This is a genomic window from Rathayibacter sp. PhB151, from assembly GCF_004366415.1.
Classification (GTDB): Bacteria; Actinomycetota; Actinomycetes; order Actinomycetales; family Microbacteriaceae; genus Rathayibacter; species Rathayibacter festucae.
Genome location: NZ_SOEN01000013.1, coordinates 54,815 through 67,019 on the forward strand (window position 1 = coordinate 54,815; position 12,205 = coordinate 67,019).

Here is a 12,205-nt window from a genome sequence, read left to right on the forward strand (position 1 = left end):
CGCGGCGTGTCGTGCTCACAAGTGGCATCTCGCGGGGGAGGACCGGGCTCGCAGGTCAGAGGCCGTAGGAGCGGAGGTAGGCGGCGGTGTCGTGCCAGCCCTCGACGGCGAAGCACTCGACGCCCATCGCCTTGACGGGGTAGTCGTTGCCGTCGGGGTCGAGGCGGTCGCCGACGAAGATCATCTCGTCGAGGGGGATGCCGGTGAGCTCGGTGAGCTTGTTCATCCCGTAGGCCTTGTCGATGCCCTTGCGGGTGATGTCGACCGAGGTGGAGCCGCCGGAGCGGACCTCGAGGTCGAGCAGCACGGCCTGGACGGCCTCGCGGAGGGTGTTCTTCTTCTCGCCGGTCGGGTCCCAGGCCTGCTTGACCGGCACGGGGGCGGCCTGGCCGAGGGCGGAGAAGGTGATCTGCGAGTCGCGGTCCTCGAGGATCGGGCCCCAGGTCTCGGACTCCCAGTAGCCGAGCTCCTTGGCCTTCTCCTCGACGGCGGCCAGTGCGCGGGACTTCTCGTCCTCGGTGAGGTTCTCGGCGTAGATCTGCGCCCAGTCGCCGTTCTCGTAGCGGTAGTACTGCGTGCCGCAGGTGGGCATCAGGTGCAGCTTCGCCAGCACTGCGGGGTCGGCGCCCTCGAGGCGGTCGAGCACCTGCATCCGGAACTGGCCGATCTGGCCGCCGGAGATGATGCACACCTCGGTGGCCTGCAGCAGCTTGACGAAGAGGTCGGCCATCACCGGGTCCACGGGGGACTTCGAGGCGGCGAGGGTGTCGTCGAGGTCGAAGGCCATCAGGCGGGGCAGGGTGCTCATGGAACTCGTTTCACGGTCTGCGGACAGGGCGGTACGGACGGGGTGGCGCGGCGCGCGCGGTATCGAGGATACGGGGCGGCACACCGGGAGCGCGGGAACCGCGGGCGCAGACTGGAGCGATGAGCCTCCCGCGCACGATCGCCCGCGTCCTCCTGGGCCTCGTGCTCGTGTTCGCGGGGACGGGGCACCTGACCTTCGCGCGGCAGTCCTTCCAGGCGCAGGTTCCGCCGTGGCTGCCGTTCGATGCGGACTTCGTCGTCCTGGCATCCGGTGTCGTCGAGATCGCGCTCGGGCTCGCGCTGCTGCTGGTCCGGCGCCGGCGGGTGCTGGTGGGGATCGTGGTCGCCGCGTTCTTCGTCGCGGTGTTCCCGGGCAACGTCTCGCAGCTCGTCACCCGGACCCCGGCCTTCGGTCTCGAGACCGACGCGGCCCGGGCGATCCGGCTGGTCTTCCAGCCGCTGCTCGTGCTCTGGGCGCTGTGGTCGACGGGCGTGCTCGCCGCCTGGAACGCGAGACGGCGCCGCCCTCGGGAGTGAGGGCGGCGCCGTCCGGTCGTACGGGTGGTGCTGGCGGCTACTCCGAGTGCGAGGCGGAGCGGCGGCGGCGGAGCACCGTCAGCGCGATGCCGGCGAGCAGCAGCAGGGCCGCGCCTCCTGCGTAGGAGGCCGCGTCGACGCCGGTGTTCGCGAGCGGTCCGGAGTGCGAGCCTCCGGCGACGGGGACGGGCGTGGCGGAGGGCAGCGGCACCGGGGTGGCCGTCGGCTGCTCGGTCGGCTCGGGCTGGCCGGGCGCGGGCGTGCCGGGCGTGCCGGGCGTGCCGGGCTCGGCCGGGACCTCGGCCGCGACCGACGTCAGCGACCAGTTCTCGTCGAAGAAGTCGGCCTGGTCGATCACGCCGCGCGCGCTCGCCCAGTCGATCAGCAGCTGCCGGATCTCGAGCCGCTCGTCGTAGACGAGGGGAGCCGCGGCGACGGCCGGGTAGGCCCCGCCACCGCTCTGCCGGTAGTTGTTGACGGCCAGCACGAAGCGGTCGTCGTCCGCGACGGGGGTGCCGTCGAGCTGCGTCAGGTCGCGGATCCGCGAGCCGGCCGGCTGCGAGATGTCGATGACGTAGTCGAGCCCGGAGAGCGCGTCGTAGTTGTAGTCCGGGATGCCCGTGGGGCGGTCCGCGGTGATCGCGTTCGTGCCCGTGGCCGGGTCGAACGGAGCGCCCGGGGCGACCTGGTTGCAGTAGCGGGCCGAGTACTCGAGGTAGTCGCGCACCTCCGCGCCCGTCATCTCGACGCCCCGGAGGGTGTTCTCGTAGATGTAGAGACCGGCGATGTCGCGGATCGTGACCTGCCCCTTCGGGAAGACCGCGGTGCGCGAGAACGGCGACGCCTGCGAGATGACCGGGACGTCGGCCCACTCCGTGCCCTCGAGCGCGGCGTCGACCGTCTCGGCCTGGACGTTGTTGATGAAGTCGATGATCGGGGTGTCCTCGTAGCGCGAGGTCTCGGCCGAGAGCTCCTCGAGCGACTCCGCCACGGGGGTGTTCACGTACTCGATCGTGGTCGCGTGCTGCTCGGCGAGGGCGTCGACCACGGCGGCCGACTCCTCGGGGATGTCGCGCGCGTAGACCGGCGTCACGACGGGCGCGCTGCCCTCGGTCCAGTCGACCTGCAGGTCGCCCGCCGCGTCCTTCACCAGATTCAGGGTCACCTCGGTGAGCCCCTGCGCCCAGAAGTACGGCTGGGTGACGAGGACCTGCTCGCCGGCGACGTTCGTGTAGAGCGTCTCGGGGACGTCCTGGTGGCTGTGGCCGGCGACGACCACGTCGATGCCGGGGACCTGCGTCGCGATGTTGTTGACGACGTCCTCGTTGAGGTCGGCGGGGTCGTACTCGGCGTCCGGGACGGTGCCCTGGCCGGTGTGCGCGAGGACGACGACCACGTCGGCCTCGGCCTGGACCTTCGGGACCCACTCCTTCGCGGTCTCGACCATGTCCCGGAACTCGAGCACGCCGTCGACGTACTGCTTGTCCCAGACGCGGACGCCCGGGGTGACCAGGCCGAGCACGCCGACCCGCACGGTCTCGCCGTCGATCTCGCGCTCGATCACGGCGTACGGCTTCTGGTACGGCTCGCCGGTCGCGACGTCGACGACGTTCGCGCCGAGCAGCGGGGCGTTCAGATCGCCCTCGTAGGCGCTGAGCATGTCGAGGCCGTAATTGAACTCGTGGTTGCCGACGACCTGCGCGTCGTAGCCGATGGTGTTGAACGCGGTGGCCATCGGGTGCGTCGTCTCGCCCGAGAGGACGCCCGCGGCGCCGTCGCCGAGGCCGTAGTAGTAGGTCAGGGGCGTGCCCTGGATCGCGTCGCCGTTGTCGAAGACGAGGACGGAGTCGTCGCCCTTCTCGGCGCGGAGGCGGTCGACCTCGGTCGCGACGCGGGTGAGGCCCAGCGTGTCCTCGCCCTCGTAGGGCGCGTTCGCGAAGTAGTCCCAGTTGTAAACGTGCCCGTGCGTGTCGGTCGTCGACACCAGGGTGAGCTCGACGCCGTCGTCGAGAGGGGCCGCGCTCGCGAGGGGAGCGGCGGTGACCGCCCCGAGCGCGACGACGGCGAGGAGGCTTGCGGCGCGGAGTGTGCGCATCGGTTTCCTGTTCGCGTGATCGGTGGAGTGTGAACGAGTTCGAATCTATGCGCGACGTGTGAACGCGTCGTTACGAGTTCGAGAGCATCGCTCGGCTATCGGTCGGCGCCCGCATCCGGGCCCGTGCGCACGAGCCGCAGAAGGGGCCCCTCCGCTAGAATCGATCGGCTGGTCGCGCTGCTGCGCCAACGGATGCCCCGCCGGCCGCCGAGGCTCGCCCTCGAGATCGAGTGCACGCCCCACGACTCCGCTCCCACCCGCGAAGGACACGCCATGCCAGCAATCGTCATCACCGGCGCCCAGTGGGGCGACGAGGGCAAGGGACGCGCGACCGACCTGCTCGGCAGCCGCGTCGACTACGTCGTCAAGTTCAACGGCGGCAACAACGCCGGCCACACGGTCGTCGTCGGCGACGAGAAGTACGCGCTGCACCTGCTGCCCTCGGGCATCCTGACGCCGGGCGTCGTCCCCGTCATCGCGAACGGCGTCGTCGTCGACATCGAGGTGCTCTTCCACGAGCTCGAGGCGCTGAGCGCCCGCGGCGTCGACGTCTCGAAGCTGCTCGTCAGCGCCAACGCGCACGTGATCACCAGCTACCACCGCACCCTCGACAAGGTGACGGAGCGCTTCCTCGGCAAGCGCCAGATCGGCACCACCGGCCGCGGCATCGGCCCGGCCTACGCCGACAAGATCAACCGCGTCGGCATCCGGATCCAGGACCTCTTCGACGAGAACATCCTCCGCCAGAAGGTCGAGGGCGCCCTCGACCAGAAGAACCACCTGCTGGTGAAGGTCTACAACCGCCGCGCGATCCTGGTCGAGCAGGTCATGGAGGACCTGCTGCAGTACACGGAGCGCCTGCGCCCGATGGTCGCGGACACCTCGCTGGTGCTCGCCCGGGCCCTCGACGCCGGCAAGACCGTGCTCTTCGAGGCCGGCCAGGCCACGATGCTCGACGTCGACCACGGCACCTACCCGTTCGTCACCTCCTCCAACGCGACCTCGGGCGGCGCGGCCACCGGCTCCGGAGTGGCGCCCAACCGCATCGAGCGCGTCATCGCGGTCATCAAGGCGTACACGACCCGCGTCGGCGCCGGCCCGTTCCCGACCGAGCTCTTCGACGAGTGGGGCGAGTACCTGCGCAAGCAGGGCTTCGAGTTCGGCACCACCACCGGCCGCCCGCGCCGCTGCGGCTGGTACGACGCCCCCATCGCCCGCTACTCCGCGCGGATCAACGGCGTCACCGACTTCGTGCTGACCAAGCTCGACGTGCTCTCGGGCCTGGAGACCATCCCGGTCTGCGTCGCCTACGAGGTCGACGGCGTGCGTCACGACGAGGTCCCCGTCTCGCAGAGCGACTTCCACCACGCGAAGCCGATCTACGAGGAGTTCCCCGGCTGGCAGGAGGACATCACCGGCTGCCGCGAGTTCGCCGACCTGCCCCAGGCCGCGCAGGACTACGTCCGCGCGCTCGAGGCGATGAGCGGCGCCCGCTTCTCCGCGATCGGCGTCGGGCCGGAGCGCGAGCAGGTCGTCGTCCTGCACGACCTCCTCGACTGAGGCGCACCGGGAACGACGCGCGCGAGGACCGCGGGCGGGGGATGATCGGCTGGTGCAGATCTACGCCGACCTCCCCGCCGTCCGCGCCCGGCAGATCACGGCCGACGCCCTCGCGCTCGCCGTCGCGGTGATCGCGATCGCGGCCGGGATCGCCGTCGGCTCTCTGATCGCCGGCCTCGCCGAGATCGGCCGCCGCCTCGAGAGCGCGGGCAGCGGCTTCGGCTCGACCATGAGCGACGCCGGATCGACGCTCGGCGGCATTCCGCTGCTCGGTGACGCCGTGCGCGCGCCGTTCGACGAGGCCAGCGGCGCCGGCGCGGTGCTCGCCGCGGCCGGCCGCGACCAGCAGCAGCTCGCGAGCGCCCTCGCGATCGTGGCCGGGCTCGCGGTCGGCGGGCTGCCGCTGCTCCTGCTCGCCGTCGTCTGGCTCCGCCCGCGCCTGCGCTTCGCCCGCCGCACCGCCGAGCTGCGCGCCCTCGGTGCGACCCCCGGCGGCGCCGAGCTGCTGGCCCTCCGCGCCCTCACCGAGGCGCCCCCGCGCGAGATCCTCGCCGCCCACCCGCAGGCCGTCCCCGCCTGGCGCGCCGGCGACCCCGCCGCCACCGCCGCCCTCTCCGCCCTCACCCTCCGCCGAGCGGGCCTCCGCCCCTGATCCGCGTGCTGACCCCTCCCGCGAGATGCCACTTATGAGCACGACACGCCGTGGATCCCGCTCATAAGTGGCATCTCGCGGGGGCCGCAGGGACCAGCGCGGGTCCCCCGGGAGGATGACGGCGGCGGCCACCCGGGGCGACGCCCGCGACAGAGGCGGCTCCGTAGCGTCGGAGACATGCAGAACCAGACCTCCTCCGTCGTGGCGCGCGTCGAGGGCGTGCGCAAGCTCTACGGCAGCACGCCGCCCGTCGTCGCCCTCGACGACGTCACCCTCTCGATCGAGCGCGGCGAGTTCACCGCGGTGATGGGCCCCAGCGGCTCCGGCAAGTCGACGCTGATGCACGTGCTCGCCGGCCTCGACACAGCCTCGGCCGGCCGCGTCTTCCTCGGCGACGTCGAGATCACCGCGATGGGCGACGCCGAGCTCACCGTGCTCCGCCGGCGCAGCGTCGGCTTCGTCTTCCAGGCCTTCAACCTCGTCCCGACCCTCGACGTGCGCGGCAACATCCGCCTCCCGTTCGAGCTCGACGGCCGCCGCGTCACGGCCGAGGAGGAGGAGTGGATCGCCCGTCTGATCGAGTCGCTCGGTCTCCGCGAGCGCCTCACCCACCGCCCGCACGAGCTCTCCGGCGGCCAGCAGCAGCGCGTCGCCATCGCCCGCGCCCTGGCCACCCGCCCGCAGCTGATCTTCGCCGACGAGCCGACCGGCAACCTCGACTCGCGCACCGGCCGCGAGGTGCTCAGCCTCCTCCGCGCCTCGACCCGCGAGTACGGCCAGTCGATCGCGATGGTCACCCACGACCCGATCGCCGCGGCCTTCGCCGACCGCATCGTCTTCCTCCGCGACGGGGCCGTCGTCGACGACCGCCGCGGGATGAGCGCCGAGGAGATCTCGCGCGCCATGCTCTCGATGGAGGGAGCGTCGTGAGCGCCCGCACGGGCCTCCGCGCCGCGTCGGGCCAGGGCGGCGGCGCGATCATCACGGTCGCCGCGCTCTCGGCCGCGTTCGGCGGGGTCCTGGTGATGGTCATCGCCGACATGGTGGCGGCGTTCGACGCCGCCGGTCTCGACGGCATCGCGCAGGCCGCGACGACGCTGGGCGTGGTCGGCGGCGTCTTCTTCGGCATCGCCGTCTTCGTCGGCGCGATCGTCACCTCCAACGCGGTGTCGACGGTGATCGCCGGCCGCACCCGCGAGATCGCGCTGCTGCGCCTGCTGGGCGCCTCCGGACGCTCGCTCCGTGCCGAGGTGGTGCGGACCGGCCTCGTGCAGGGGCTGATCGGCGCGGCCCTCGGCCTCGTCGCCGCCGTCGTCCTCGTGGCCGTGGGCGCCGAGATCGCCTTCAGCACCGGCACCTTCACGCGCATCGCCGTACCGCTCGCCTCACCGGGACTGCTGCTGCCGGGCCTCGCCGTCATCGCCTCGACCGTCGTCGCCTCCTGGGCCGGGTCCCGGCGCGTGCTCTCGGTCGCGCCCTCGCAGGCCGCCGGCTCCGCCGCCGAGCCCCGCTACGACGAGCTCCGCGGACGCACGGGCCGGAACGTCCTGGCGCTCGTCCTCCTCGTGGTCGGCGTCCTGCTCCTGCTAATCGGCGTCGTCGTCGGGCTCGCCAGCCCGCTCGGCGTCCTGATCGGCCTCGCCGGCGGCATGCTCTCCTTCACCGGGGTGGTCCTCGGCGCTCCGGTGCTGCTCCCGCCGCTGATCTCGCTGGTCGGCCGGGCCTTCGGCGGCAGCCCCGTCGCGCGCCTCGCCTCGGCGAACGCGACCCGCAACCCCGCCCGGAGCGCGCGCGCCGTCATCGGCCTCGTGATCGGAGTGACGCTCGTCACGATGTTCGCGGTGGCCGCCGCGACCTTCTCGTCGATCATGCGCGCCTCGAGCGAGATGAGCCCGGAGATCTTCGCGGCGCTCGACCAGTTCGTCGCGGTCAGCACGGCGATCATGAGCGTGCTGCTCGGCTTCTCGGTGCTGCTCGCGGCCGTCGGCATGGTCAACACGCTCTCGCTGAGCGTGCTGCAACGCCGCCGCGAGCTGGGCCTGCTCCGCGCGCTCGGCTTCACGGGCTCGCAGGTGCGCTGGATGGTCGTCGTCGAGGCGGCGCAGATGGTGATCGCTGCGGCGCTCCTGGGCCTCGTGCTCGGCGCGTTCTACGGCTGGGCCGGCGCGGTCGCGATCTTCGGCTCGCTGCCGGGCATCGGACTGGTGCCGCCGACGATCCCGGTCGGGATCCTGGTCGCCGTCGTCCTGGTCAGCATCGTCCTCACCGCCGTCTCCGCGGTCCTGCCGGCCCGCCGCGCGACCCGGGTGCCGCCGGTGGAGGCGCTCGCCGTCGCCTGAGCGCGCCGGCCGCTCGGCTCGCGAGCGGCTCGAACCACCGGGCCGCTCGAACGACTGAGCGGCTCACACCACCGAGAAGCCGTCCGCGAGGCGCTCCCGCCCGCTCAGTGCGAGCAGGAGCTCCTCGCCCCGTCCCGCCCGAGCGGCGAGCGCCCCCGCCATCGCGGAGCAGGCCTCGACCGCCTCGGGCGGGATCTCGTGCGCGAGGCCCGTCGCCCGCGACAGGTCGAGGGTGTGCACGACCAGCTCGAGTACGCGGGTCCGCAGGTACTCGTCCAGGGCCAGGGCGTGCTCGCCGATCGCGACGAGGCGCCCGGGCGGCTGCTGCGCGAGCAGCGCGAGGGTCCGCTGCAGCGACGCCGCGATCACCTCGGCCGGGTGCTCGCCGAGCAGCGCCCCGGTCTCGACGCCCCGCCGCGCCACGGCCGCGGGGTCGGCGCGGCCGCCGGCCAGGGCCGCGTAGTAGCCGAGCGCGTCGGGCACGGTCGCGGCGGCCGGCTCCTCCGCGAGCAGGTACGTCTCGACCGTCGTGATAGCCCGCGAGGCGTGCCCGGTCAAACCGCGGACGTCCCAGACGCCCAGCCCCGGCAGCGCCCACTGCTCGTCCCCGATCCGCTCGACGAGGCGGAGCAGGGCGCCGGCGGAGGCGGCGAACATCGCGGTGCTGTCCATGGACCTCATGCTGGCACGCGTCCTGGACTCCTCAGCGGGCCGCAGTGGCCCCAGAATGTCCGGATGAGCAGCCCCGCCTCCGCCGATCGTCCCGGCCGTCCCGTCCGCCCGGCGCCCGCGGTGCTGACCGGCCGCCTCGTCGTCCTCGAGCCGCTCACCGAGGAGCACCTGGAGCCGCTCCGGGCCGCGATCGGCCGCCCCGAGGTGTTCGCCGCGGGCTACGGCGGCGGGCCCTCGGGCCTCCCCGACGGCGCCGAGGCGTTCCGCGCCTTCGCCCGGCGCTACTACCCGTGGGAGACCGGCAATCCCTGCGCCGTGCTCGTCGACGGCCGGGTCGTCGGCACCTCCTCGCTGACCGACTTCGACGAGCGGCGGGAGTCGGCGCACCTCGGCTGGACCGCCTACGCCCCCGAGGTCTGGGGCACGGCCGTGAACCCCGAGACCAAGCTCCTCCTGCTCGGCCTGGCCTTCGACAGCGGCTTCTCGCGGGTGAAGCTGCAGGCGGACGCGGCGAACGCGCGCTCCCGCGCGGCGATCCTCCGCCTCGGCGCGGTCTTCGAGGGCGTGCTGCGTCACGACCAGCGGCGGGCGGACGGCTCCTGGCGCGACACGGCGGTGCACTCGATCCTGATCGAGGAGTGGCCGGCCGTCCGCGAGGGGCTCGAGCGGAGGATCGAGGCGCTATCAAGCCCGGTCCCGCCGCGCAACCCGGATGCTCCGATCGGGCGCTGAGCGGTAGGAAGGACGCATGGAACGCATCCACTACGCCGGCAGCTCGGTGCTCACCGGCAGCCGGATCGCGCACTCGCTCGTCGGCTACGCCGAGGCCCTCGCGCTGCGCAAGGGCGCGATGTCGGTCGACATCCCGATCCGGCGCTCGTCCGGTGAGCTCGGCCGGGCGACCCTGCTGATCGGTCCGGCCAGCCAGCTCTTCTCGGAGACCGAGGACGACGGCGGCGAGGAGATCGTGGACGCGGCCCTGGTCGAGAGGCTCGCGAAGGAGACGGCGCGGCTCGGAGTGTCCCAGCCGCTGGCCGAGGAGGGCGACTCGTCCTCGCCGCACCTGTCCGATCTCGAGATCCCGCACTTCGATTCGGACGACGATCGACGCTGAGCGTCGGCCCCGGGGCGGTTAGAATCGCCCCGTACCGTCCGGCCGTGCCCCCGCCGGCTGGACTGCACTGCGAACGGAGACCGCCCTCATGGGCCGATTGATCTACGACTCGACTCTCGAAGCCGACTTCGACGACCGACTGCTCGCTCACCTGCAGATCGTCATCGGCTCGAAGCTGTCGCGCAACGAGTCCTTCTACCTCTCGTGGAAGGACTCGCAGTCCGTCGGCGACGGTCGCACGTCGATCTGGCTGCACCCGGCGATCCCGCTGCGCTTCAAGTACCACGGCGGCCGCGCCCCGGCCATCAACCCCGACTGGATCCGCCAGCTCCTGGCCGATTCGCACAGCGCCCACGGCCTCCGCATCAGCGAGGAGCCGCACGGCGGCGCCCGCCAGAGCGAGGAGGGCCTGCTGTGAAGCGCGTCGAGCTGATCTACGGCGGCACCCCCTACAGCCTGCACGACACCACCGCCGCGGACGTCCGTGCGAGCGTCGAGGAGGCGCTCGACGGCACCGCCTCGCGCTGGCTGACCGTCAACCAGGGCGAGGGCCAGCCCCGCGAGACGTCGATCCTGATCACGCCGGGAGTGGCGTTCTCCGTCGCCGACGTCGCGCAGTGACCGCCGCCGGCTGAGCCGCCGGTCCTGAGCCACCGATCCTGAACGGCGCGTCCTGAGCCGCACGTTCCGAGCCGCCGTCCCGCACCGCTCCCGCGTCAGCCTGCGAGCAGCGTCGGGAACTCGCCCGGGATCTCGCGCGCGAGGTAGCCGGCCGGGCCGAGCCTGCGCACCAGGACCGAGTCGGCCTCGGTGTGCAGGAAGGCACCCCACGCCGCGGCGCCCTGCGGGTCGAGGCCGCGCGCGCGGAGACCGGCCGTCGCGCCGGCGAGGACGTCGCCGCTGCCCGCCGTCGCGAGGCCGGGGTGCTCGCCCTCGATGCGCACGGCGTCGCCGTCGGGCGCGGCGATCACGTTGAAGAGGCTGACGACCGCTCCGTAGCGCTGCGCGACGGCGATCGCGGCGGCCTCCACGTCGTCCACCTCCGCGCCGAGCAGCCGCGCGGCCTCCTCCGTGTTCGGCGTCAGGAGCAGGCGGCCGGCGAGGGCGCGGGCGACGCGCCGCTGGCCCGGCAGCACGCCGAGCGGGAAGGCGTCGAGATGCACGGCGGGGACGTCGGCGAGCAGCGGAGCGATCGCGCGCAGCGTCGCGGCGGTCGCCTTCGGGTCGTCGAGCCCGGGGCCGATCAGCGCGACGTCGGCGGAGCCCAGCTCGCCCTCCAGCGCGGAGAGCCCGCGGCCCGAGATCGAGCCGCCGCGGGTCTCCTCCAGCGGCACGACGCCGCACTCGGGCAGCGCGACGGCGGTGGCGGAGGCGACGGACTCGGCGACGCAGAGGGTGATCCGGCCGGCGCCGACCCGGAGGGCCGCGATCCCGGCGAGGATCGCCGCTCCGGGCGTCTTGCGGGCGCCGCCGACCACGACCACGTCACCGCGGGCGTGCTTCGATCCCGCCGGGTCGGGCAGCGGCCAGCGCCGCTCGAGCAGGGCGCGGTCGACGACGGCGCTCCTGTGCGCGGGCTCGCTCCTGTGCCGGGTCTCGCTCATGAGTCGGTCCTCCCTCGCGGGTCGTCCTCGCCGGTGTCGACGGCGCTGTCCTCGCCGGTGTCGTGGCGGGTGACCGGCGCGCTCGACTCCTCGAGGTGCGCGGTCTCGTTGAAGCGCTCGAGCGTCCAGGCGTCTCCGTCGCGGACGAGCCGGGAGACGGAGGCGTTCGCGACCGGGGTCGCCCGGCCGATGTCGAGCAGCTCGCGCTCGGTGAGGCCCTCGCAGACCGAGCGGATGATCAGGACGACGGCGTCGTGGCAGAACAGCGCCACCGGTCCGGCCGGCGCGACGACGTCGAGGTGGTCCAGGAACGAGCGCACCCGCTGGGCGAGATCGGTCCAGGACTCGCCGCCCGGCGGGCGGTAGTAGAACTTGCCGAGCCAGTCCCGCCGCGCCGCCTCCTCGGGGAATCGCGCGCGGAAGCCCGCGGTGGTCAGGCGATCGGCGATGCCGAGATCGCGGTCGCGGAGCCGCTCGTCGAGGCGCGGCGCGAGGTCGAGGCCCGCCTCCTCGAAGGCCAGCTGCGCCGTCGAGGACGCGCGCAGGTACGGCGAGGACCAGGCGGCGACCGGGGCGTTGCCGTCGGCGAGCCAGCGGCCGAGCGCGCGGGCCTGCTCACGGCCGGCCTGGGACAGCTCGACGTCGGGGTCGCGCCGGTCGACGGCGATGTCGTGGGCGCCCTCCGCCTCGGCGGCGCTCGCCGCGATGTTGGCGACGCTCTCGCCGTGGCGCACGAGGAGGAGCTCGGTGGGGCCGGAGGTGCGTGGGCCGGTGCTGGGGGAGGAGCTCATCGCTCCATGCTCCGCTCCGCGGCCCGCCCGGCCG

The 12,205-nt window shown here is 73.3% G+C and carries 14 protein-coding genes; 9 read left to right on the top strand and 5 right to left on the bottom strand.

What is annotated here, in order from left to right:
- Positions 1-55: 55 nt before the first annotated feature.
- Positions 56-808 (bottom strand): HAD-IIB family hydrolase, encoded by a 753-nt coding sequence (locus EDF35_RS19880; RefSeq protein ID WP_133963589.1) that lies wholly within the window; start codon positions 806-808, stop codon positions 56-58.
- Between the two features lie 119 nt (positions 809-927).
- Between EDF35_RS19880 and EDF35_RS19885 the strand changes: the two genes are divergently transcribed.
- Positions 928-1,344: a DoxX family membrane protein gene (locus EDF35_RS19885; protein WP_133963590.1), complete on the top strand. Its 417-nt coding sequence runs from the start codon at positions 928-930 to the stop codon at positions 1,342-1,344.
- 37 nt (positions 1,345-1,381) lie between these two features.
- Here EDF35_RS19885 and EDF35_RS19890 read toward each other — a convergent pair whose 3' ends face one another.
- The gene (locus EDF35_RS19890) at positions 1,382-3,439 is read right to left on the bottom strand and encodes a 5'-nucleotidase C-terminal domain-containing protein (RefSeq protein WP_133963591.1); all 2,058 of its coding nucleotides are present in this window, start codon (positions 3,437-3,439) and stop codon (positions 1,382-1,384) included.
- 273 nt (positions 3,440-3,712) lie between these two features.
- On the opposite strand from EDF35_RS19890, the gene EDF35_RS19895 reads away from it, so the two are divergent.
- The 4 genes from EDF35_RS19895 (at position 3,713) to EDF35_RS19910 (ending at position 7,990) form a co-directional block, all read left to right on the top strand.
- A complete protein-coding gene (locus tag EDF35_RS19895; protein ID WP_123447124.1) occupies positions 3,713-4,999 on the top strand; it encodes an adenylosuccinate synthase in 1,287 nt (428 codons plus the stop codon).
- A 52-nt stretch (positions 5,000-5,051) separates the two neighbouring features.
- Positions 5,052-5,651, top strand: a complete 600-nt coding sequence (locus EDF35_RS19900; RefSeq protein ID WP_133963592.1) for a hypothetical protein — start codon at positions 5,052-5,054, stop codon at positions 5,649-5,651.
- A 177-nt stretch (positions 5,652-5,828) separates the two neighbouring features.
- Positions 5,829-6,581 carry an ABC transporter ATP-binding protein gene (locus tag EDF35_RS19905; protein WP_123447122.1) on the top strand — a complete coding sequence of 251 codons (753 nt, stop codon included), beginning with the start codon at positions 5,829-5,831 and terminating at the stop codon, positions 6,579-6,581.
- Positions 6,578-7,990 (top strand): FtsX-like permease family protein, encoded by a 1,413-nt coding sequence (locus EDF35_RS19910; RefSeq protein WP_243840074.1) that lies wholly within the window; start codon positions 6,578-6,580, stop codon positions 7,988-7,990. Before EDF35_RS19905 ends, EDF35_RS19910 begins: the two co-directional genes overlap by 4 nt.
- A gap of 63 nt (positions 7,991-8,053) precedes the next feature.
- Here the strand turns inward: EDF35_RS19910 and EDF35_RS19915 are convergent, their stop codons facing one another.
- Positions 8,054-8,662, bottom strand: a complete 609-nt coding sequence (locus tag EDF35_RS19915) for a maleylpyruvate isomerase N-terminal domain-containing protein (protein ID WP_166674187.1) — start codon at positions 8,660-8,662, stop codon at positions 8,054-8,056.
- Between the two features lie 63 nt (positions 8,663-8,725).
- Here EDF35_RS19915 and EDF35_RS19920 point away from each other — a divergent pair, with 63 nt between their 5' ends.
- From EDF35_RS19920 to EDF35_RS19935, 4 genes are all read left to right on the top strand, one after another.
- Complete coding sequence (locus EDF35_RS19920; protein ID WP_133963594.1) at positions 8,726-9,394, top strand: GNAT family protein; 669 nt, start codon at positions 8,726-8,728, stop codon at positions 9,392-9,394.
- 16 nt (positions 9,395-9,410) lie between these two features.
- Complete coding sequence (locus EDF35_RS19925) at positions 9,411-9,776, top strand: hypothetical protein (protein ID WP_133963595.1); 366 nt, start codon at positions 9,411-9,413, stop codon at positions 9,774-9,776.
- Between the two features lie 88 nt (positions 9,777-9,864).
- Positions 9,865-10,194 carry an ATP-dependent DNA ligase gene (locus tag EDF35_RS19930; RefSeq protein ID WP_123447118.1) on the top strand — a complete coding sequence of 110 codons (330 nt, stop codon included), beginning with the start codon at positions 9,865-9,867 and terminating at the stop codon, positions 10,192-10,194.
- The gene (locus EDF35_RS19935) at positions 10,191-10,397 is read left to right on the top strand and encodes a hypothetical protein (protein WP_133963596.1); all 207 of its coding nucleotides are present in this window, start codon (positions 10,191-10,193) and stop codon (positions 10,395-10,397) included. Before EDF35_RS19930 ends, EDF35_RS19935 begins: the two co-directional genes overlap by 4 nt.
- A gap of 95 nt (positions 10,398-10,492) precedes the next feature.
- Here EDF35_RS19935 and EDF35_RS19940 read toward each other — a convergent pair whose 3' ends face one another.
- The gene (locus tag EDF35_RS19940; RefSeq protein WP_133963597.1) at positions 10,493-11,380 is read right to left on the bottom strand and encodes an ADP/ATP-dependent (S)-NAD(P)H-hydrate dehydratase; all 888 of its coding nucleotides are present in this window, start codon (positions 11,378-11,380) and stop codon (positions 10,493-10,495) included.
- The gene (locus tag EDF35_RS19945) at positions 11,377-12,171 is read right to left on the bottom strand and encodes a histidine phosphatase family protein (RefSeq protein WP_133963598.1); all 795 of its coding nucleotides are present in this window, start codon (positions 12,169-12,171) and stop codon (positions 11,377-11,379) included. Before EDF35_RS19945 ends, EDF35_RS19940 begins: the two co-directional genes overlap by 4 nt.
- Between the last annotated feature and the right edge of the window lie 34 nt (positions 12,172-12,205).